19 protein-coding genes are annotated in these 22,546 nt (G+C 40.5%); 6 read left to right on the top strand and 13 right to left on the bottom strand.

All coding sequences use genetic code 11. The features are described 5' to 3' along the window. The first annotated feature begins 169 nt into the window (after positions 1–169). A complete protein-coding gene (gene panC, locus HMPREF0659_RS09505; protein WP_013265345.1) occupies positions 170–1,021 on the top strand; it encodes a pantoate--beta-alanine ligase in 852 nt (283 codons plus the stop codon). 9 nt (positions 1,022–1,030) lie between these two features. Then, positions 1,031–1,375: an aspartate 1-decarboxylase gene (gene panD / locus HMPREF0659_RS09500; RefSeq protein ID WP_013265384.1), complete on the top strand. Its 345-nt coding sequence runs from the start codon at positions 1,031–1,033 to the stop codon at positions 1,373–1,375. A gap of 312 nt (positions 1,376–1,687) precedes the next feature. Here the strand turns inward: panD and HMPREF0659_RS09495 are convergent, their stop codons facing one another. The 8 genes from HMPREF0659_RS09495 to HMPREF0659_RS09465 all read right to left on the bottom strand — a co-directional run bounded on the left by HMPREF0659_RS09495 (position 1,688) and on the right by HMPREF0659_RS09465 (position 10,613). Then, entirely contained in the window at positions 1,688–2,116 is a 429-nt protein-coding gene (locus tag HMPREF0659_RS09495) for a biotin/lipoyl-containing protein (RefSeq protein WP_013265101.1), read from the bottom strand. A gap of 9 nt (positions 2,117–2,125) precedes the next feature. Then, on the bottom strand, positions 2,126–2,275 hold the full coding sequence (locus HMPREF0659_RS12760) for a hypothetical protein (protein ID WP_004353441.1): 150 nt from the start codon (positions 2,273–2,275) through the stop codon (positions 2,126–2,128). 17 nt (positions 2,276–2,292) lie between these two features. Further along, positions 2,293–3,858 carry an acyl-CoA carboxylase subunit beta gene (locus tag HMPREF0659_RS09490; protein ID WP_004359500.1) on the bottom strand — a complete coding sequence of 522 codons (1,566 nt, stop codon included), beginning with the start codon at positions 3,856–3,858 and terminating at the stop codon, positions 2,293–2,295. 750 nt (positions 3,859–4,608) lie between these two features. Then, a complete protein-coding gene (locus HMPREF0659_RS09485; protein ID WP_013265215.1) occupies positions 4,609–6,738 on the bottom strand; it encodes a YgiQ family radical SAM protein in 2,130 nt (709 codons plus the stop codon). Positions 6,739–6,823: 85 nt separating this feature from the next. Then, on the bottom strand, positions 6,824–7,153 hold the full coding sequence (locus HMPREF0659_RS09480; RefSeq protein ID WP_013265369.1) for a hypothetical protein: 330 nt from the start codon (positions 7,151–7,153) through the stop codon (positions 6,824–6,826). Between the two features lie 39 nt (positions 7,154–7,192). After that, positions 7,193–9,781 (bottom strand): golvesin C-terminal-like domain-containing protein, encoded by a 2,589-nt coding sequence (locus tag HMPREF0659_RS09475; protein WP_044046068.1) that lies wholly within the window; start codon positions 9,779–9,781, stop codon positions 7,193–7,195. Then, positions 9,781–10,341 carry a 1-acyl-sn-glycerol-3-phosphate acyltransferase gene (locus HMPREF0659_RS09470; protein WP_013265426.1) on the bottom strand — a complete coding sequence of 187 codons (561 nt, stop codon included), beginning with the start codon at positions 10,339–10,341 and terminating at the stop codon, positions 9,781–9,783. The genes HMPREF0659_RS09475 and HMPREF0659_RS09470 overlap by 1 nt, the downstream gene beginning before the upstream one ends. Further along, positions 10,341–10,613 (bottom strand): hypothetical protein, encoded by a 273-nt coding sequence (locus tag HMPREF0659_RS09465; protein WP_004359493.1) that lies wholly within the window; start codon positions 10,611–10,613, stop codon positions 10,341–10,343. Before HMPREF0659_RS09465 ends, HMPREF0659_RS09470 begins: the two co-directional genes overlap by 1 nt. 201 nt (positions 10,614–10,814) lie before the next feature. Between HMPREF0659_RS09465 and HMPREF0659_RS09460 the strand changes: the two genes are divergently transcribed. Together HMPREF0659_RS09460 and HMPREF0659_RS09455 are read left to right on the top strand one after the other, a co-directional pair. Next, positions 10,815–12,458 carry a diphosphate--fructose-6-phosphate 1-phosphotransferase gene (locus HMPREF0659_RS09460; protein ID WP_013265533.1) on the top strand — a complete coding sequence of 548 codons (1,644 nt, stop codon included), beginning with the start codon at positions 10,815–10,817 and terminating at the stop codon, positions 12,456–12,458. Between the two features lie 420 nt (positions 12,459–12,878). Further along, the gene (locus tag HMPREF0659_RS09455) at positions 12,879–13,742 is read left to right on the top strand and encodes a glycoside hydrolase family 25 protein (protein WP_044046067.1); all 864 of its coding nucleotides are present in this window, start codon (positions 12,879–12,881) and stop codon (positions 13,740–13,742) included. On the opposite strand, the gene prmA is transcribed toward HMPREF0659_RS09455, so the two are convergent. Beyond that, positions 13,681–14,550: a 50S ribosomal protein L11 methyltransferase gene (prmA, locus tag HMPREF0659_RS09450; RefSeq protein ID WP_013265333.1), complete on the bottom strand. Its 870-nt coding sequence runs from the start codon at positions 14,548–14,550 to the stop codon at positions 13,681–13,683. The genes HMPREF0659_RS09455 and prmA overlap by 62 nt on opposite strands. 168 nt (positions 14,551–14,718) lie before the next feature. Here prmA and HMPREF0659_RS09445 point away from each other — a divergent pair, with 168 nt between their 5' ends. Both HMPREF0659_RS09445 and HMPREF0659_RS09440 read left to right on the top strand, forming a co-directional pair. Beyond that, on the top strand, positions 14,719–15,765 hold the full coding sequence (locus tag HMPREF0659_RS09445) for a hypothetical protein (protein ID WP_013265576.1): 1,047 nt from the start codon (positions 14,719–14,721) through the stop codon (positions 15,763–15,765). Between the two features lie 42 nt (positions 15,766–15,807). Then, positions 15,808–17,436 (top strand): OmpP1/FadL family transporter, encoded by a 1,629-nt coding sequence (locus HMPREF0659_RS09440; protein ID WP_013265657.1) that lies wholly within the window; start codon positions 15,808–15,810, stop codon positions 17,434–17,436. Positions 17,437–17,854: 418 nt separating this feature from the next. Here the strand turns inward: HMPREF0659_RS09440 and HMPREF0659_RS09435 are convergent, their stop codons facing one another. From HMPREF0659_RS09435 to HMPREF0659_RS09420, 4 genes are all read right to left on the bottom strand, one after another. Further along, positions 17,855–18,052 carry a hypothetical protein gene (locus HMPREF0659_RS09435; protein ID WP_013265077.1) on the bottom strand — a complete coding sequence of 66 codons (198 nt, stop codon included), beginning with the start codon at positions 18,050–18,052 and terminating at the stop codon, positions 17,855–17,857. Between the two features lie 43 nt (positions 18,053–18,095). Further along, complete coding sequence (locus HMPREF0659_RS09430) at positions 18,096–18,860, bottom strand: YaaA family protein (RefSeq protein ID WP_013265427.1); 765 nt, start codon at positions 18,858–18,860, stop codon at positions 18,096–18,098. Positions 18,861–19,007: 147 nt separating this feature from the next. Beyond that, positions 19,008–21,122 carry a prolyl oligopeptidase family serine peptidase gene (locus HMPREF0659_RS09425; RefSeq protein ID WP_044046066.1) on the bottom strand — a complete coding sequence of 705 codons (2,115 nt, stop codon included), beginning with the start codon at positions 21,120–21,122 and terminating at the stop codon, positions 19,008–19,010. Between the two features lie 107 nt (positions 21,123–21,229). Then, a complete protein-coding gene (locus HMPREF0659_RS09420) occupies positions 21,230–22,432 on the bottom strand; it encodes a GDP-L-fucose synthase family protein (protein ID WP_013265342.1) in 1,203 nt (400 codons plus the stop codon). Between the last annotated feature and the right edge of the window lie 114 nt (positions 22,433–22,546).

Below are 22,546 nucleotides of genomic sequence, written 5' to 3'. Positions count from 1 at the left end.
TTTTCTGGGCGCAGCTTATCTTTTGCAAAGGTACGAAAAAAAAATGATACAACTCCCGCTTTCGGCTGAAAACAAATAAAAAGTAGGGCATGTTGAGATTATTTAATTAAAATCTCGTCTATTTAATTATTTTGTTGTTACTTTGCAACGATTTTAATTTTAGAGACTGATGAAAGTTATCCAAAAGATTGTTGAACTTCAGAACGAACTTTTCTCTTGTCGCAAGGAAAACAAAACTATTGGATTAGTTCCTACGATGGGTGCGTTGCATGATGGTCATGCGTCACTTGTGAAACAAAGCGTCAAGGAGAATGATATAACAGTTGTTTCTGTTTTTCTTAATCCTACCCAGTTTAATGATAAGGGAGATTTAGAACGTTATCCTCGTACATTAGAGGCTGATTGTAAGCTTATTGAAGCTTGTGGAGCAGATTATGTTTTTGCCCCATCTGTTGAAGAAGTCTACCCTAAACCAGATAATCGTCAATACGAGTTTTCACCACAATCAACAGTGATGGAGGGTGCAAAGCGCCCTGGTCATTTCAATGGTGTTTGCCAAGTTGTCAGCAGATTATTTTATATTGTTCATCCGAATAGAGCCTATTTCGGTGAGAAAGATTGGCAGCAGATAGCTGTTATCAAACGTCTTGTTGACTTCATTGGCATGAAGGATGAAATAACGATAGTAGAGTGTCCAATTATACGTGATGCAGACGGTCTGGCTATGAGTTCACGCAACATGTTATTGACAGCCGATGAGCGTGCTGTAGCACCGAAAATATATGAGGTGTTAAGTCAAAGTGTAGCGTTCTCTAAGACCCATACAGTTGCAGAAACACGTGAGAAAGTCATTGCCGATATCAATGCAGTAGATGGACTTGAGGTAGAATATTTTGAGATTGTAGATGGCAACACGCTTCTTGAAGTAAATACATGGGAAGTGTATGTTGTAGGTTGTATTACTGTTTATTGTGGCCATACGCCTATCCGACTTATTGACCACATAAAATACAGAGGATAATAAGAAAAGATGCAGATAGAAGTATTAAAAAGTAAGTTGCACTGTGCTACTGTCACAGAGGCAAATCTTCATTATATGGGTAGTATTACTATTGATGAAGACTTGTTGGATGCTGCTAATATGATAGCAGGTGAGAAGGTTCAAATTGTGAATAACAACAATGGTGAACGCTTTGAAACCTATATTATTAAGGGAGAAAGAGGCTCTGGCTGTATCTGCCTTAATGGTGCAGCAGCTCGCAAGGTTGTAGTAGGGGATGAGGTAATTATTATCTCTTATGCATTGATGGATTTTGAAGAAGCAAAAACCTTCAAACCTTCAATTGTTTTTCCTAAGGAAGGCAACAAGTTATAAACAGATAGAAAAGGGTATCAGTTAGAGGATAAATCCTTTGACTTTGTAAGTGTAGGACGTAGCGTCCTTACTGTTATAAGCACACAATCACATTTCTTCTTTCAAAGTAAGGTAAGGAAGTTATTTATTAATAAGGTGTAACTTAATAATAGATATTCCTCTTTCCTGCTTGGAGAAAGAAATGTGATTGTGTGTTTTTTATTTCCTATATATTGATGTACTATTATCAAAAAAGCGAGGGTATGCCGTAATGACACACCCTCTTAAGAAAATGATAATAGCATCAGTGACGAATGTCAACTGATAGCAGAATTATTCAATAACAACCAATGGGTCGTCCTCAAGCACAGCCTGACCGACCTTTACAGCAATAGCAGTTACCTTGCCATCCTTCTCAGCTTCGATGTTGTTCTGCATCTTCATAGCCTCGAGGACAACAACAGTATCGCCAGCCTTTACCTCCTGACCAACAGTCACCTCAACAGATGTGATGGTTCCAGGAAGTGGAGCCTTAACAGCTGCAGAACTGTTGATAGCAACAGCAGGAGTAGCCTCCTCACTTGCCTCAGCAGCAGCAGGCTTACCAAGCTCAACCTTCTTCTTCTCTGGCTCAGCAGGCTGTTCCATCTGTACTGCATACTGCTCTCCGTTGACAGATACTTCTGCAACATTCTCGGCATTAATCTCACCAATCTCGACTTTATATTCCTTGCCGTCGATAGTATATTTGAATTCTTTCATTGTTGTCTATTATGGTTTCTTTGTCATTATCTCGAACTTAGCATCCCACATTGTCTGCTTTGGCAGAATAGTGATAATACCTGGTTCGTTATCGTGAACATTGTTTCCGGCAAACTCATAGAGTGCCATTGCAATAGCTGCATATACGTTCTTATCCATAGTCGCGTGCCTCCTTATTACATTGGCATACAGCCATGCTTCTTAGCTGGTAAGTCTTGCTTCTTATGAGCCAACTGAGCCAAGCCACGGCAGATGCGGAAACGAGTGTTGCGTGGTTCGATAACATCATCAATGTAGCCGAACTGAGCTGCCTGATATGGATTAGCAAATTTCTCTGAGTACTCCTCTTCCTTTTCAGCGAGGAACTGCTTAACATCGCCACCCTGCTCTTTAACTTCCTTAGCTTCTCTACCACAGAGAACGGCAACAGCACCAGATGCACCCATAACAGCAATCTCTGCGCTTGGCCATGCAAAGTTGAGATCAGAACGGAGCTGCTTACAACCCATAACGATGTGTGAACCACCATAGCTCTTACGCAATGTGATAGTAATCTTTGGAACTGTAGCCTCACCGTAAGCATAGAGCAACTGTGCACCGTGAAGAATTACAGCGTTATACTCCTGACCAGTACCTGGGAGGAAACCTGGTACGTCAACAAGTGAAACGATTGGAATATTGAAAGCATCGCAGAAACGAACGAAGCGCGCACCCTTACGGCTTGCGTTAGTGTCTAATACTCCTGCGTAGGCTGATGGCTGGTTAGCTACGATACCAACACTCTGACCATTGAAACGAGCGAAACCAGTGATGATGTTCTTAGCAAACTTTGGCTGAACCTCGAAGAACTCTCCGTTGTCAGTTACAGCCTGAATTACCTTGTACATATCGTATGCCTGGTTTGGATCGTCTGGGATAATCTCGTTCAAGAGGTCTTCCTTACGGTCGATAGGGTCAGTGCACTCTACACGTGGTGCTTCCTCGCGGTTGTTTGAAGGAATGTAAGAAAGGAGCTTCTTGATAAGGTCCATTGCCTCTTCCTCAGTCTTAGCTGTGAAGCTTGTTACACCACTCTTTGAAGCGTGAACGCTTGCACCACCAAGGTGCTCTGCGTCGATATCTTCACCAGTTACGGTCTTTACAACCTTAGGACCAGTCAGGAACATGTAACTTGTCTGCTCCTTCATGATGATGAAGTCTGTCAATGCTGGAGAGTAAACTGCACCACCGGCACATGGACCAAGGATGCTTGAGATCTGTGGGATAACACCAGAAGCGAGGATATTACGCTCGAAGATTTCGCCGTAACCTGCCAAAGCAGAGATACCCTCCTGGATACGTGCGCCGCCAGAGTCGTTCATACAGATGACTGGTGCACCGTTGGTCATAGCCATATCCATTACCTTGCAGATCTTCTGAGCCATTGTTTCAGAAAGCGAACCACCATTTACGGTGAAGTCCTGTGCATAGAGGTAGACGAGACGACCGTCGATAGTTGCTGAACCAGCAACAACACCATCACCGAGGTACTGCTTCTTCTCCATACCGAAGTTATGACAACGATGGAGTTTGAACATATCGTATTCCTCGAAGCTGCCTTTGTCAACCAGCATTTCAATACGCTCACGTGCAGTATACTTTCCGCGCTCATGCTGCTTGTCGATGGCCTTCTGGCCACCACCTAAGCGTGCTAACTCGCGCTTCTCCACGAGTGCCTTGATCTTTTCTGTTTGCTTACTCATAATTTGAATTTATTTTCTTATTTATAGCTTCTTAATAAATTATCTTTTAATCATCTGTTTCTTCCTGCCCATCTACTTTGTAGGAGCAAAAAGGCTCTTATTACAGAATCAAATGCAAAATTACTAAAAAAGGTGGAGATAGTTATCTTCACCTCTTTAAATATTGTTAAGGTTTTAGGTTTAATGACTTCTATTTCTAACTGATAACTTTGGTTTGTTGGTAAAAGATTAGGTTTAATAGGCAAGAATTATGTGTTACATACTCTTATGATAATGATAAATCGTGATAAAGAATAAATTATTTAGTAGGATGTTCAAACGCAAGTAATACATTACTTTTTTGCTACTTTGTAAAAAAATATCAAACATTGAAAAATGAAAGATGCTCTTTTGGCTTCTAAAAGACGCCCAATTGAATTGCAAAAGGTGCCCTTTTGGAGTCTTACTAACGCCCTTATGAAGTCCAATTAAGCATCTTTTAAAAACCATTTTTGTAACTCGTTGTGCATTAGTAAGTTATTAAAGCACGTTGAAAGTATATGTTTTGGTAAAATTATGGACTCTTTCTTCTTATTTTTGTCATAATATTTCAATGTTATAAAGCTCGTTTTATTAATTTATTTGGATGTTATCTTTATTTTGTTGAGTATCCTCTGAAATAAGATTATTCTTTGTTTTTAACCCTATCATCTCCTTAATGATTAAAAAAAGGAGTTATGATTTTTACTTCATAACTCCTTTTTTATAACTTTATTTTTGTCTGCGACGATGGTTGCCAGAAAAGTTTGGGTTGAAACTCTTTGGCTGTTTACCATTTTGCTTAGCAGATTTCCTACGATTCTCTGTTGGCTTTTCCTCTCTTCCCTTCCGTTTTTTGTTTGGAATGTCGGGAGTACTTCCAATTGCCTTAGGATCATAAACCGCACGAGGGTGTCGCTTCGGAACATTGTCATAGAGCTTAGCAATCAAGTCACTACGTCCAATGCGGTGAAGCTCTCGCTCAATATCTCGTCGTGCTTCAGGCTTATACCAGAAGAAGAATTGACGCTGTGCAAGTTTCTCCTTTGGTGTCTTTGCTGAGAAGATTGGTTCAAGTGTGTAAGGATCATACCCCGTGTACCATGCCTCTGTAGAAACGGTCATTGGAGTAGGGGTGAAGTCCTGCACTTGTTCCAAGTGGAAGTCAAGGTCTTTCGTTAGTACTGCCAACTCTGCCATATCCTCTTCCTGGCAGCCAGGATGAGAAGATATGAAGTAAGGAATAATCTGCTGTCGCATATTCTCCTCACGGTTGATGCGGTCAAAAATCTTCTTGAATGCATAGAATTGTTGGAACGAAGGTTTACGCATCAGATTTAGAACGCGGTCTGAAGTATGCTCTGGTGCAACCTTCAGACGGCCGCTGACATGTCGTGTTATCAACTCACGAGTATATTGTCTGGCAGCCTCATTACTCTTCTCGTCCTTACTCTTGTGCAGAAGTAGGTCATAACGTACACCAGAACCGATAAAACTCTTCTTGATTCCTGGTAGTTCATCGACTGCATGATAGATTTCAAGCAGTTTGGTGTGGTCGGTTTCAAGGTTAGGACATATCTCTGGATTCACACAACTTGGTCGTTTGCAATGCTCGCAAGCCTTCTGGTTCTTACCTGCCATACCATACATGTTAGCTGATGGACCACCGAGGTCGGAGAGATAACCTTTGAAGTCGGGCATCTGTATAACCTGCTTTACTTCCTTTAAGATACTCTCTTTCGAGCGACAGCTAATAAACTTACCCTGATGTGCAGAAATGGTACAGAATGAACAGCCACCAAAGCATCCGCGATGAATGTTCACACTGTGCTTAATCATCTCATAGGCAGGGATAGTCTTACCGCGATACTTCGGATGTGGCTCGCGTGTATATGGTAGGTCGTAGGCTGCATCTACCTCCTCTGTTGTCATGGTAGGATAGGGTGGATTAACAACGGCATAAACGTTGTCAACAGCCTGCAGTATGCGTTGTGCGTGCTTCTTGTTTGACTCTTCTTCTATATGTTTGAAGTTTTCTGCTTGATATTTTTTGTTGTGTAAGCAAGACTCGTGGGAATGAAGTACAATATCACTCTCTTTTATTCCGTCAGGAATCTCTGATTCTTTACAAAGATATACGGTCTGTGGAATATGCTTCAAGTCTTTAATGTTAGCACCATTTTCCAACTCTTGTGCTATGCTTACCACCTGTTTTTCACCCATACCATAGATAATCATGTCGGCACGTGCATCGCAGAGAATGGACTTACGAACACAATCTTTCCAATAGTCGTAATGAGTAAGACGGCGCAATGAAGCCTCGATGCCGCCTAAGACGATAGGAACATCGGGATAGAGCTGTCTGAGGATATTAGAGTAAACAATGCTTGGATATTCTGGACGCAGGTTGGGTCTACCATCAGGTGAATAAGCATCGTCTGAGCGTAGACGACGATTGGCGGTGTATTTGTTCACCATCGAGTCCATTGCGCCGGGTGAGATACCAAAGTAGAGACGTGGACGGCCTAATTTTTTGAAGTCTCGGAAGTCGCCATGCCAGTCAGGTTGTGGAACGATAGCCACCTTATAGCCAGCTGACTCAAGTGTTCTACCAATGACAGCAGCACCAAAAGCAGGATGGTCTATATAGGCATCACCCGAAAAAAGGATAATGTCTAACTGATCCCACCCACGGAGTTCTACCTCCTTCTTTGTGGTAGGGAGGAAGTCTGTCAACTGAAATCTTGAAGGTCTTGTGGTTTTTGCTTCATTCTTAACAGCAGCCTCTCTATCTTGTCGCTGTGTAGGTGTTGTCTTTTTATGCTGCTTTGCAGGTCTTCTATTTTCTTTTTGTGAACTCAAATGTTTTTGTTTTTAAATGAATTTCTTTTTAAGTATGTTACTTGTTTTCAAGAAATTGAACTTTACTATTATTCCTTCTTTATGATTAAAGGACTTCACTGTTCTCTTCTTCAGCGTCTTGGTGTGTTAAGACCCACTCCTTGAAGAGTGTAACAAGATTTTTAAGTCCGATAGCTTTCATGTTTTGATTATAAATAACATCAAGACATAAGTCTAACAAGTCTTTATCTTTACCAGGTTCAGACTCGAGAAGTCCACGAACATTGAATCTCAGTTTGTCGAGGATATCCTCGTCAATAATACCATTGGAATCAACCAGTCCAGAGAGAAGTGAATATTTCTTTATTGTCTCAAGATGGCTGTCTGTAATCTCAATGCTTCGTGTTCCCGAAGCGTTTGCTTGAATTTTATACATAGTCTTTACTCTTTTAGATTATTCCAATTTCTTTGTTTTTTATTTCTTCATTAAGAAGTTGACAATACCCTTCATGATACTGTTACGCGTAGGTGCATCCTTGATGCACTCGAATGGGAAGGATAGTGTGAAAACACTGTTGTCAGTTCCTTTATATGCCACAGCTGCAGTTTTGCCATCTGCATAAGTTAAGGTACTGAAAGCATTGTCAACAGGAAGAATATAGTCTGGTGTATAAGCACCATAATGCTGCTCGTTGATAGTTCGATAAACATCGAATGACATTCCCATACCACTTACTACAGAGTTATAATTGTCATAGTTTGCCCCATCAAAAGTAATCTTGAGGTTGGTTTTCAACCAATCTTGCTCATCAACACCCTGCATATCGGATGCAAGATAAGAACCACTGACAAAGAGTTTGCCACGATTATTCAGATACTTCGTCAACTGTTGACGAAGTGCAGGCTTAAAAGTCTTGTAATAATACAAGCTATGCCCGTCATCCTTCTCATTGCCAAGGAGTAAGTCAACCATTGCATACTTGGAAAGATTCACCTCACCATACTCTACAGCCTTACCGTTACAGCTGACGATATTGTATTTTCCTGCATGGCGTAATGCCTCTGCGTGGTCTTTGACATAGTTGAAATCATTTCCTGCAATAACCTTACCTACGAGTTCTTCGCCACCATAACCTAAGGCACTTGGACCTTCTTTGCCCATCATTGCCTTATTGAAGTTGGCTTGTCTTCCTGCCCATCCAGCCACAGGACCATAGCTAAGACCTGGATCTGCTTCAAGGTCGAAGCCCTGCTCGGTGCTTGTATTAACAACAGCAGGAGAAGAAAGGCGACTGAAAGCATTGACAATGAGAATTGTCTGAGTTGCACCTTCATTGCGTAAGGCTGAAAGAACTTCTGTTGGGAAACTCTCACCACCACGGTTACAAGCAGTTACCTTAAAATTATAGACTACACCTGGTAATAGCTCTATGTCAAAATAAGGATTGCGAACGTTCATTCCATTGTCAAAACCTCTTGTTCCCATCGCAACATACACGTTATAGGAAGTAGGGGTTGCGGTAGGTTCACTGGCATCCGTAGTTGGTCTCCATTGTAATCTCACCTTGTTTGCTGATACATATTCTATCTTGAAGTTATTTGGTGCAAGTGGTTGAACAGTATAAGTCTTACCGTGCATGTTAGCTTCATACCTTAAGATAGTCTTATAAACAGAACGTGCAAAGGTGAATTTGAAGTTAGGATCTTGACCTAATTTAATGTCGGGGAAGTTTTGATGAGAGAGCGTCTCAAGGATAGCAGAAGGAACTTCAGGTAATCGCGTTTCGCTATAGTTGCGATCCCACACTGAACGAGTTGTCCAATTGATGTGGAAAGCATTGTCCAAATCCTTCTTTACATTGGCTACCAACTGTTCTGCAAAGGTCTTTGAAACCTTACGTGAAAGTCCATCTCCCAATGTTTTATTACCATCTTGCGTAGTACAGATTCCTAAGGTTCCTACGTAACTATCATCAGTTTTAACTCCGGCATCGCTATGTATAGCCAACGTAAGTTCGATAGGTACTTTCTTACCATCTTTCTTTTCAGGCAGATAACAAGAACCTCCAGCGAGCCAATTCGTCATCAAGGAACGGCAGTTTATGTCATCGTTATAGTCATTAGAGCCATTACTCTTGCTGACTACATTCCAAGGTGCACCAGCCCATTGTGCTGAGTATCTTGCACCTTCAAGGAAACGAGGTAAACCACTCACTGTTCCACCACGAAAAATGTTACCCATACCACCACCAAAGCGTACTGCGTCAGTAGTTACAATACCTCTATGCGAGCTATGATTAGTCAGTACAACAGAGTTATTGATACTGTTTCCCTTGTCAAACTCAAAAGTGCCAAGATAAACCCAAGTACCACCACCCATACGTTGGTTTACTCGGAAATGTGTTTCTTGTCCTTTATGAAAAACAATATACTCTGCCGCTTCCACACTCTTCTTCTGTGTCTGATAGCTTACATATACGGCATAGCGTCCTGTTTCAGGGAAAGTAGGTTGGTAGACAACAGAGCTAATCTTACTGTTGCGCTTTCTTGCCTTTACTTGTCGAGCCGTACCAGCTGTAAATGGATTCTCACCATCATTATAACTTCCATAATGTTGTGCGAAGCCTTTATCCGAAGTGGTTGCCCACTTCTTCTTCATACTCTCTTCCTTGTAGTTGGTGCGACTATCGTTATCTACTATAATTTCATTCTTCTGCCAGTCTCTTTCACGAGGTGTAAAGACAATTGCTCCTGCGTTCTCAAGCATAGGAATGAGATAAGGAAGAACTATTGTTTGTGTGTATAGGTCCTCAGTAGTACCGAATAGAATTGGTCTTTGCCATCTCCATCCACCCTTCTTAGCATCGTAATATCTTCCATGCGATGACCATACAGAAAGATGTCTATTCTGTAATCCCTCTGTGATTTCATTAGGGCGAGAAACATTCTTTACCCATGGTGCATCTTCATAATCTGTTTTCCCCCATGTTGACTTACTCGATTGTGCAAAAGTATTTGCAAACGACATTGCAAGAAGGACTGTACACAGCAATTTTATCTTCATTATCCGTTTAATTCTCCTATCGTAAACAATTCTGGATGTTTACCCTTAAAGTCTTTGAAATACAATTTGATTTCCTTCATGTCCTGTTCCAAATCGCCCGATGGTGTTATAACCTTTGAACACTCTATTAGCTTCCTTTCATAATCTAATCCGTAGAGGTAGATAGGCAGTTGTGCTTTTAGAGCAATATAATAAAAGCCTTTCTTCCATTCAGGGTTTAGACTTCTGGTTCCTTCGGGAGTAATACAAAGTTGGAACTTATCACGCTTTATAGCATAGTCGGCTAACCGGTCGGTCATACTTGCCTTCTTATCACGCCATACAGGGATTCCTCCGAGTTTGCGAAAGATAGGACCAAGCGGCCAGAAGAACCATTCCTTCTTCATAAGGAAGCTGCTCTCTAGTCGCTCAGCTCTTGCGTAAAGCTGACCAATAAGGAAATCATAATTACTTGTGTGAGGTGCAAGACAAATAATAGCTTTGTCAGGTAATGTAAACCTAACATCCTTCTTCCACCCCATAAAACTATAAAGAAGCCACTTTGATATACCCTGTAACATTATGCAAGGTTATTGAGTTGATCAACAATCTCATTGACTTCTTTACTAAACTTGTCCTTCAAGTCTTTGAAATATACTTTGGCAGGCATACCCGGCTGAACGTGAGATACGCGTCTGATGTAATTGCTGTGCATTACTAAAATAGAAGTGAGGATAGCCTCAGTATTGTCATTATCACGATTCTCACCATAGAGAGATGCTGCGATGCCCTCTGTAAACAAATCACCACAAATGTAATTGATGGTGCGTTTCAAATCTCTTTTGTTGCTCATATTAATCCTAAATAGCTATATTTTATATTTTCGTTCAAAGATAAATAAAAAAAAAGAAAAGCAAGACTTTCTTACATAAAAATAGAGTTAAAATTTTAATTTAGCGTCTTTTCCTTTCTATTATCGGATAAAAAAAGTAAATTTGCAGAGTAGTAAAGACATTAAATAAATCATTATATTCAAATCATTTAAATTAAACACATGGAAATTAGCGCATTGCAGAAGGAAAGAGCAGGCTATCAGCCAAAGTTGCCTAAGGCTCTTCAGGGTGCAGTAAAGGTGCAGGAAGGTGCTCCTACACAGAGTGTTGACAATCAAGAGGATATCAAGAAGTTATTCCCTAACACGTACGGAATGCCTCTCGTAGAGTTTGTTCCAGCTGATTCGGCTAACAATGCTAAGATTAACGTTGGTATCATTCTTTCAGGTGGTCAGGCTCCTGGTGGTCACAACGTTATCTCTGGTCTCTTCGATGAGGTTAAGAAGTTGAACCCAGAGAACCGTCTTTATGGTTTCCTTATGGGTCCTGGTGGTCTTGTTGATCACAACTATATTGAGATTACTGCTGAGAATCTTCAGGCTTACCGCAACACTGGTGGCTTCGATATGATTGGTTCAGGTAGAACAAAGCTTGAGAAGGAAGAGCAGTTTGAGAAGGGACTTGAGATTCTTCGTAAGTTGGATATCAAGGCTGTTGTAATCATTGGTGGTGACGACTCTAATACTAATGCTTGTGTATTGGCTGAATACTATGCTGCTAAGCAGTATGGTGTACAGGTTATTGGTTGCCCTAAGACTATCGATGGCGACTTGAAGAACGATCAGATTGAGACTTCTTTCGGTTTCGATACAGCAACAAAGACTTACTCTGAGCTTATCGGTAACATCGAGCGTGACTGTAACTCTGCTCGTAAGTATTGGCACTTCATCAAGTTGATGGGTCGTTCTGCATCTCACATCGCTCTTGAGTGTGCTTTGCAGACTCAGCCAAACATCTGCTTAGTATCTGAGGAAATTGAATCTAAGGATCAGACTTTGAATGATATCGTTGAGTATATCGCAGGTGTTGTTGCTTACCGTGCAGAGCAGGGTAACAACTTCGGTGTTGTTTTGATTCCAGAAGGTCTTATCGAGTTTATTCCTGCTATCGGTCGTTTGATTCAGGAGTTGAATGATTTGCTCGCTGCTCATGGTGCTGATTATTTGAACCTTGACAAGGATGCACAGCGTAAGTATATCCTTGAACACCTCTCTGCAGAGAACAAGGCTACATTTGAAACACTTCCAGAGGGCGTTGCTCGTCAGCTTTCTCTCGACCGTGACCCACACGGAAACGTACAGGTATCTCTCATTGAGACAGAGAAACTCATCTCTGAGATGGTTGCAGCTAAGCTTGATCAGTGGAAGAAGGAAGGTAAGTATGCTGGTAAGTTCTCTCCTTTGCACCACTTCTTTGGTTACGAGGGTCGTTGTGCAGCTCCTTCTAACTTTGATGCAGACTACTGCTATGCACTTGGTTCATCTGCAGCTCAGTTGATTGCTAACGGTAAGACAGGTTATATGGCTATCGTTAAGAACACTACAGCTCCTGCTGATCAGTGGAAGGCAGGAGGTGTACCAATCACTATGATGATGAACATGGAGAGACGTAATGGTGAGATGAAGCCTGTTATTCGTAAGGCACTTGTTGAACTTGATGGTGCTCCATTCAAGACTTTTGCTGCTCAGCGTGAGAAGTGGGCTAAGGAAACATGCTATGTTTATCCAGGTCCTATCCAGTACTGGGGTCCTTCTTCAGTATGTGATCAGACTACTAAGACTCTCGAATTAGAGCAGGCTAAGTAATAGTATATTCATAAAGAAGAGATGGAGGATAAATCTATCCTCTGTTTCTTCTTTTGTTTTATATAATTTCTTATTTTCTTCTGACCTTTATGCTTTGAGTAGTTGGTAAATATTTTAAATTATCCCTTTGATATTCAATCTATTATTATGGTATTCATACGAGAATAAAAGCACATGAATACAGCTGTAAGTAGTGCTTAATTGCTTTCATTTTTGTTGTCTATAGATCTAAAGAAACAACATGTTTGAACTCATATTTAAGTAGTGTGCTAATTTATTTTCATGAAAATAATTATTTATTTTCACGTAAATAAATCTTTTTCTTCATGAAAAGAAATTCTTTTCTTCATGAAAAAAAAACTTGAAAGTTCAATATACATAGATGTAAAGTAGAATATAAAATTATCCAAAAGTAAGAAAATGTTTATCTCTAAAGTGCTTCAATCAATACTAAAGACTTGGATTCAGATGCCAAGTTGGATGCGTTGGGCTGGAGGATTGTGTCTTGCAGTAGGGTATAGTTTTCTGTTTTACTTCTTTTTTGTATCACCTACAGGTTTTAGATGGCGTGCTATTTATGGTGATCCAGATTATCCTGAAGGTTATACGATTTATGGTATTGATGTAAGTCGTTATCAAGGTACGATTAACTGGAATCGACTTAGAAATGCACTGATAGATCGTTTGCCTATTCGTTTTGTGATTATCAAGTCAACGGAGGGCGATAGTCATATTGATACTAAGTTCCGTGATAACTTCTCCAATGCGAAAGAACATGGTTTTATACGTGGTGTATATCATTTCTGGAGTAATAAGTCGTCAGCACGTCGGCAGGCTTATTTCTTCCTTGCCATGGTTCATCTGCAGCCGGGAGATTTACCACCTGTGCTTGATGTGGAACATAAACCAAAGAATATCAGTACAGAAGAGTTCCAGCAGAATATTCTGACGTGGCTACATATAGTAGAAGATAGGTATCATGTGAAACCTATCATCTATACCTATTATAAGTTTAAAGACCAATACCTTTCTGATTCTCGCTTTGATGATTATCCTTATTGGATAGCCCACTATTATGTTAATCAGATGGAGTACCAAGGTGCTTGGAAATTCTGGCAGCATACCGATGCCGGAAGGCTGCCAGGTATTAAGGGATATGTAGACTTAGACATCTACAATGGTAGCTTCTATGACTTACAGCAACTACTTATCCAAGATGATGTTACTGACGTTCAAGTAGTAGGCAACACCAATCGTGATTCAACAAACGTTGATTCTCTTTAAGACCGAGTTCATTAGCTTTTTGAAGGATAGCCTCTGCGTCTTGCTCATAAAATCCACTCAGAATAATCTTTGATTCTGTTGTCATAACGCTGACAAAGTCGTCTATATCTTCAAGGATAATGTTACGGTTGATATTTGCTAAGATAACATCAAAGACACCACTCACATGTGATAAGACTCGTCTGTCGCCTTCAAGCACATCTAATTCTACACCATTTAGTTCGGCATTATGCTCAGCATTGCGTACACTCCACTCATCAATGTCATAGCTTACAACTTCTTTTGCACCGCACTTTGCAGCAACAATGCCTAAAATACCTGTTCCACAACCACAATCAAGAACTCTCTTTTCTTTGAGGTCTTGGTTTAGTAGTAATGAAACAATCATCTGTGTTGTCTCATGTGTACCTGTTCCAAATGCTTGTTGTGCATCAATGGCAATCTTCATTGGGATTGTCTCAAGTTGAGGATAGGTAGCTGTGGCATCTTCTTCCATATTCTTACAGATGATAGCACAGCGGTCGTCAATGATGATAGGGTCGAAACCTGCTTTTTCCCATTCCTCATTCCAGTTCTTATCTTCAGCTTGAGCAGCTTCGAAAGAAACTTTTACGTCTGGAATTGGCAAGTTCTGCATGATCTCAGTGAGTGTTTCTTCATTGAAAAGGTCTTCTTGGCAGTAGCCAACGAGTCCGTCTGGTTCGTCTGTGAAAGAATCAAATCCAACTTCAGCTGCAAGAGCTGCAATAATGTCTCTTACATCCTGAGAATCAGGTTCTGCCGTAAACTTTACTTGTATATATTTCATCTTGGTGTTAAATTTCTACTGCAAAATTATAAAAAATAGGGAAAAACCTACCATGGATTAGGGAAAATCCGTATATTTGCAAAGAAAGTTATCTTATTTTTGCACTATAAAGATTGTGTACAAACATTATCTTGGTGTTAAAACAAGTGTAAATTAAAAAAAAGGTATATGAAACGTTCAGTATTACTTTCGGTTTTATTTGGAGCTATGCCATTGCTATCAATGGCGCAAGATGACCTTTATTTTACCCCGTCAAAGGCGGATCAGTCTGTTTATCAACAGAGTAAAGTGGAGGAGGATCGCCCTGTATATTATAGCGGTATTGGTAAGTCTAATGACGAATACAATCGTCGTGGCAAGTATAATTATAAGAAAATAGGAGTTGATTCTCTTGGAAACGATATCTTTATGTCTCGTATCTCTACGTTGCATGGCGACTCTGTAGTGTTAGATACTATCTATGGAGGTTTCACTCGTCAGTACGAAAGTGATAACGATGACTTTGCTTATAGCCGAAGAATGAGTCGTTTTGATGGATTTTGGGGTGGCTATTATGACCCATGGTTTGCTGGTCGCTCTTCGTTCTATGTAGGATGGGGATGGCGTTCACCTTATTATGGTGGCTGGTATGACAGATGGGATGATCCATGGTCATATGGTTATTATGGTGGCTATCCTTATTATAGCTATTATGGTGGTTATCCATATTATGGCTACTACGGCGGTTATCCATACTATTATGGTTATGCTGACTATGGTTGGTACAACCCATGGAGCAGATATTATGGCTATTATGGTGGCTATCCTTACTATGGTTATAGAAGAGGTGGCTACTATGCTTACAATGGTCATACGGGTACAGCTAATCACTGGGGTAACTCTCCAAGAGACTTTGGTTCTCAAGCAAGAAGTGGTTCCTATGACAACGGACGATCTTCTTTCTCAAGTCGTCGTGGCAATGTAAACCAGTATGGTAACAATGCATCTCAGAGTAATGATATGAGAAGCTACTATGATCGCTTCGCTGGCGCACGTCAGAATGGTTTTGAGAATCAGACACGCTCTTATTCTCAACCAGAGCGCTCTACATTCTCACAGCCTTCACCAAGCTCATTTGGTGGTGCAAGAGGTGGTGGTAGCTTCGGTGGCTCATATTCTGGCGGTGGAGGCAGCAACTCTGGTGGCTCACGCAGTGCCTTCGGTAGTCATAGATAGTATTTTGGATAATGAATTTTTAATTAATAAAGAATATCAGAAATGAAGAGTAAATATATTTTCTTTGCTGTTTCGTTGTTTGCTGCTTTGTCTGCAAATGCACAGGAGACATACGAGAATGCTAAGTTAGCAGGAGAGGACTTGAATGGTACTGCACGCTATGTTGGTATGGGCGGAGCCATGGAAGCCTTGGGTGCTGATATTTCTACTATCGGTTCTAACCCAGCTGGTATCGGTTTGTTCCGTCACAGCAATGTTAGTCTCAGTGCTGGTCTTCTTATGCAATCAGATGGTAAGGAGTTCTCTAATGGTAAGAAGACTAATCTGAGTTTCGACCAGATTGGTGGTGTCTATACTACTCGTACTGGTCAGAAGTCTTTCCTTAACTTTGGTTTCAATTATCATAAGAGCAAGAACTTTGATTATATCCTTAATGCTGCAGGCTCTTTGAATGGAAGTTCACAGAATAAGCAGTCATATATTAAAGGTATACTTGGTAATGAAAATAATGGTGGATTCTTTGTTGGTAAAGATAAGAAAGGTCAGAATGTTGGTTATGTAGAGGCTCCAACACCAAACAATCCATCACCAAATGTAGCATCTACTTGGAGTCAGATTGATTACCTTTATTGGAATTCATTGATTCCAGGTAGCACAGGAACTTATAATTATGAGAAAGCTACTGGTTATACTTTAGACCGTGCGCATACTGGCTATATTGGTAACTACGACTTTGCTGTGAGTGGAAACCTCAATGACAGGGTTTATCTCGGTTTGACATTCGGTATGAAGGATGTTAATTATAAGGGATATAGTGAGTATCGTGAGAACTTAAACAATGCTGGTGGTGTACTTGTTCGTGATGAGAGAAAGGTAACGGGTTCAGGTTTTGATATCACAGCTGGTGTAATTGTTCGTCCAGTAGCTGAGTCTCCATTTAGAATTGGTGCATACGTGAAGTCTCCAACATGGTATGACTTGACGACTTCAAATGTTACTCGTCTTGTTTATGCGTCAGGCACATCAAGTCAGGAAAAAGGTGTTGCTAACTCATACGATTTCAAGATGTGGACCCCTTGGAAGTTTGGCTTCTCTCTTGGTCACACTGTTGGCAACTACCTTGCCTTGGGTGCAACTTACGAGTATGAGAATTATAGTAATATTAATAGTAGAGTCAATGATGGTGGATACTATGATTATTACTATGGTCAGTACTACGAGTCATCAATCCCTGACAAGAATATGAATGCACACACTAAGGAGGTTCTGAAGGGGGTAAGTACTTTAAAGTTAGGTATTGAGTATAAGCCTGTAAGCAATGTTGCATTGCGTATAGGTTATAACTATGTTGGTGCAAAGTATGCAAATAATGGTCAGAAAGACCCAGGTCTTGCTTCTTTAGGTACATCATATTCTTCAACAACAGACTACACAAACTGGGGAGAAATTAATCGCTTCACATTAGGTGTTGGTTATCAGGTTAAGAAGTTCAATATAGACTTGGCTTATCAGTATAGTGCACAGAAAGGTTCTTTTGCTCCATTCTCTAATGTAAAAGACATTACTTATACATCTGGTACTACAAAAATAACGGAGTCTAACATTGCTTCAATTACTGATGTTAAGAATAACAGAAGTCAGTTACTCCTTACATTGGGTTATCGTTTCTAAGAAGAAACTTAGTAAATAATAAAAAGGTAAAAGGGTTCATTCTCTTTTACCTTTTTTGTTGTTTTGTCAAAATAAATCCTCATTAGCATTTTTAATAACCATGAATAGCATTCTAATTAAGCCTTAATTGACTTGTTAAAGATGCTATTTAAGAGCCTAACTAACGCCCTTTTGAAGGCTAAGTAAGCACCTTTTCTTGCACAACGTTATAACTTCTTGATAAGTAGAAAGTTACAAAGAGGTTGAAAAATGCTTTTATTTCTTGTTTTTAAGTAGAAATATCTAAAAACTATGTAAAGATATTTCGTTGCTATGAATGTGAGATTTTAAGATGGAATAAGCTTTAATAAGCCGAGAGAAAACTCTAATAAACTGTCGTTTGTCGTCTATATTTTCTTTTGTTGCTTATAATGTGTGCTTAGAGTGTTCCAACTTCTGATAGGATTTCAGCTACGTCCTCAGGTGTGTTGAATAAGATACCCTCTTCCAGTTCTTCGTCTGATAGTTGGTCAAGTAGCTCCTTAGCTGCTGCTTCTTCAAAACGGGGGGCACCCTTGCTATTTGTTTTAGCAAGTAAGGAGGTAAGTATTTCTTGGCGATATTCTTCTATTGACATAATTAATTTGACTTTTATATTTATAATAAGGTGTGAATACAGATTAAGGCTTTAGGATAAAGTGTGGATGATTTTCGTCTCCATAATCTTTATGATAGGTGAATCCATCATACTCGAAGGCAAGAAGTTCGTCAGGTGAAGTTAGTTGGTTACGGAGTATATAACTTGTCATAGCACCACGACAGCTCTTTGCATAGACACTAACTGCCTTCAGTCGACTCCCTTGATCAACCATAAAGAGTGGTTGAATAATACGTATCTCTTTTTGTAATCGTTTCCAATCGAATAGATGTTGGAATTCTTCTGTTGCCAAGTGTACAAGGATTCCATCGTCAGCTTTAACTGCTTCGATGAGAATATCTGTAAGATGAGGTTTCCAATAGGCAAACATATTCTTGCCTTCGGCTGAAGGTAGTTTGGCTTTTCCTTCAAGACGATAGGGATGGATAAGGTCTAATGGACGTAAGAGACCATAAAGAAAACTTGTTATCCAAAGATGTTTGTCAGCATATGAGAAGTCTTCCTGACTGTACTCCTGTGCTTTAAGGCATTTATATGCTTGTCCGTAGTAAGCGAGGAGGGCAGGTAAGTAGGCTTCCTCGTTGAAGAAATCTTGATAACGTAACTTATTTTCAAGTGCAATCTTTTCATTGCATAGAATCGCTTTTGCAAGTTCTTCAACAGAAAGGTCACCTAATTCTAACGCCATCTGCCCCGCTTCTTTTTTGAAGCGAGGCAGGTGTGTTTTTGGGGTTTGTACCGTAGTGGTACTGTTCATTATCTTAGCGGATGCTAATAGAATCTGCATTTGATTGGAAACTTAATAGATTGAGTATTTAAATTGAATTAATACAATACTGTTATTCATGAAATATGTTTGGGAGTTTGAGGAGTTATGCTATTGCAAGAAGTTACTTTTCAAACAAAGATATATGAACATAACTCCTCTGAACTCTTAATATTTCAATCCCATATTATAAAGGATGAAACCGTAGATGTCAGCCTGCTCTTCCAACTGCTTAGACAAAGGCTTACCGCTTCCGTGGCCTGCCTTGGTATCAATGCGAATGAGGGTCGGTGTGTTGGCAGCATTGTCAGCCTGCAGGGTAGCTGCAAACTTAAATGAGTGTGCAGGTACAACACGGTCGTCATGGTCGGCTGTTGTTACCAAAGTTGCTGGATACTTTGTGCCAGGACGGAGATTGTGGAGTGGAGAATAAGCGTGAAGATACTCAAACATCTCTTTTGAATCTTCGCTTGTTCCATAGTCTGGAGCCCAGTTCCAACCAATCGTAAACTTATGATAGCGCAACATATCCATTACTCCTACTTGTGGAATACATACTTTAAAGAGGTCAGGACGCTGTGTCATGCAAGCTCCTATAAGCAAACCACCATTTGAACCGCCAACAATAGCGAGGTAGTCTTTACTTGTATACTTGTTTTCGATAAGCCACTCACCAGCTGAGATGAAGTCATCAAAGACATTCTGTTTCTGCATCTTCGTACCAGCTATGTGCCAGTCCTCACCATACTCACTGCCACCTCGTAGGGATGCTTGAGCATAGATTCCACCATTTTCGATGAAAGGAATACGTACCGAAGAGAAGTAAGGGGTTAAAGGTACGTTGAAACCACCATAGCCATAGAGGAATACTGGGTTCTTACCATTACGCTTTAAACCTTTTTTATAAGTGATAAAGAGAGGAATCTTCGTTCCGTCCTTACTTGGATAGAACACCTGTTCGCAGACATAATCAGACTCCTTGAACTTAACCTTTGGTGCAGCATACACCTTGCTGTTAGTTGTGGCAAGGTCATACTGATAGATGGTGGTTGGTACGGTGAAAGATGAGAAGGAGTAGAATACTTCCTTCCGGTCCTTTTCTCCATAGAAACTTGCACTGCCCAATGTAGGAAGTTTTATTTCAGAGAGTTGCTTTCCATCCATAGAATAAACGTAAGCGTGGCTGGAAGCATCTTTCATATAGTTGAGAATCATCTTACCATCAGCAAAGGTAACACCTTCAAGCATGTCCTTAGACTCTGGTACAAGTGTTTTCCACTCGCTGAAACCAGGGTGCTTAAGGTCGGTAACCATAAGTCGGTTCTTTGGTGCGCCATCGTTTGTAAGGAAGTACATCTTGTCGCCAATAGTTTCAACTAAACTATATTGCAAATCAAGATTTGATGTCATCTGAATGAATTGGCTGTTAGGCTGACGGAGATCACGTACATAGACAATGTTGCCTGAGCCTGCACCGCTTTCATATAGGAACATCATGGTTTCTTCTTCATTGACACTTACAGCGTAGAAGCGCATAGGATTCGCTGGATTCTGATAGAAGAGAACATCCTCAGACTGTGGAGTACCAATCTTATGATAGTAGATTTTCTGGATAGAATTCACATTACTAAACTCATGTCCCTTTTGTGGAGCATCGTAAGCACTGTAATAGAATCCGTCACCTTGCCATGATGCGCCAGAAAACTTTGCCCAAGTAATATGGTCATCAAGCAGTTTTCCAGTCTTGACATCCATAACATAGAACTCTTGCCAGTCGCTTCCGCTGCGAGAGATAGAGTAGGTTGCATACTTACCGTTGTGTGAGAAGTAGATACCCTTCAGTGCAACGGTTCCGTCTGATGACAATTGGTTAGGGTTAAGGAAAACACGTGCGTTCTTCTCATCCCCAAGACGGTCCATGATGTAGAGTACACTTTGGTTCTGAAGACCATCATTTTTGTAGAAAAGCCACTTACCTATCAATTTAATATAAGAAGGAGCCGATACCTTCTCATAGTTCGCCAACTCCTTCATACGGTTGAAGAGTTTTGCTCGGAATGGAATACGAGAAAGATACTCTTGTGTAACCTTGTTCTCAGCAGCTACCCATTCAGCGGTAGCTTTGGAACTGTCATTCTCTAATGGACGATAAGGATCGGCAACTTGAACACCAAAATAGGTGTCTATAGTTCCGTCCTTTGGAGCTTGTGGATACGTTAGCTTCTGTGCCATCATGCTTGTAGCAGACAATAATGCTGCGGTTAGTAATACTTGTTTCTTCATATAGTAAAGATTTGAATGAATGTTCGCTGTTTGCGATTGGGTGTACTTATTAATCAAATTAGGCTTATTGGGCTAACATGCCCAATATGCCTAATCAATGATAAAAATTACTTTAAGCTTTCTTGATACCACTCGTAGAGCTTCTCAACACCATCCTCAATTTCTACTTTGTGCGTCCAACCAAGGCTATGCAACTTCTCAACATCAATGAGTTTACGTGGTGTACCATTTGGTTTCTCGGCATCCCAGATGATGTCTCCTTCAAAGTGAACGGTCTTCTTAACAAGTTCTGCAAGTTCTTTGATAGTAAGTTCCTTACCAGTACCAACATTGATATGACAGTTACGAATCTCTCCTAAAGATGGGATAGCACCACCACGACCCTCAGAGTTGTTGCGGTCAACAGCTCCATCAATCTTTGCACCGTAGAAAACACTTGAATATTTCTCAATGCCAATGATATCTTTGAAGTCTACATTTAATAAGACGTGAACGCTGGCATCAGCCATATCCTCACTCCAAAGGAATTCGCGTAATGGACTTCCGTCACCCCATAGGGTCACCTTATTATTCTCAATACCATAGAAAGCGAGTGCTTTCAAGATGCGCTCTTCTGTATTCTTGCCATCAACATTACCTTCACCAATCTCCGCACGCAGTTTGTCAGTTGGATTGATAGGACGCTTATCCATATCATTACGGATAGCACCCCAGTTGTTTTCGTGAATAAGTTTCGCAAGATAAATCTTGCGCATCATAGCTGGCATCACATGAGAGTTCTCCAAATGGAAGTTATCATTAGGGCCATAGAGGTTTGTTGGCATGACAGCTATGTAATTAGTACCATACTGGAGGTTATAGCTTTCACACATCTTAAGACCTGCTATCTTTGCAATAGCATACTCCTCGTTGCTATATTCCAATGGAGAAGTCAGCAAACAATCCTCGCGCATTGGCTGTGGTGCGTTCTTTGGATAGATACACGTACTTCCAAGGAAGAGAAGTTTCTCTACCTTATGAAGGTAGCTCTGCTCAATAACATTGCATTGCATCTTCATATTCTGCATGATGAAGTCTGCACGATAGAGATAGTTTGCCATAATACCTCCAACGAAAGCAGCAGCAAGGACAACGGCATCAGGTTTCTCTTCATCAAAGAAACGCTTCACAGCCTGCTGATCTGTCAGATCTAATTCTTTATGGCTTCGTCCAACGAGATTTGTATATCCTCGTTGAAGAAGGTTATTCCATATTGCTGAGCCAACTAATCCATTGTGTCCAGCAATGTATATTTTACTATTTTTGTTCATTGCGTGTTTGTTGAATAGACGATAAAAAGTAATAATAGCTGATAGTAAGCGATTATTTGGAATCGCCAACTATCAGCATAAGCGGTAATTATCCCTCTCATAAGAGGGGGAGGG

The sequence above is a fragment of the Prevotella melaninogenica ATCC 25845 genome, from assembly GCF_000144405.1.
Taxonomy (GTDB): domain Bacteria; phylum Bacteroidota; class Bacteroidia; order Bacteroidales; family Bacteroidaceae; genus Prevotella; species Prevotella melaninogenica.
Note: the sequence above shows the minus strand (reverse complement) of the source record. Positions and strands in the feature narration are given on the sequence as shown.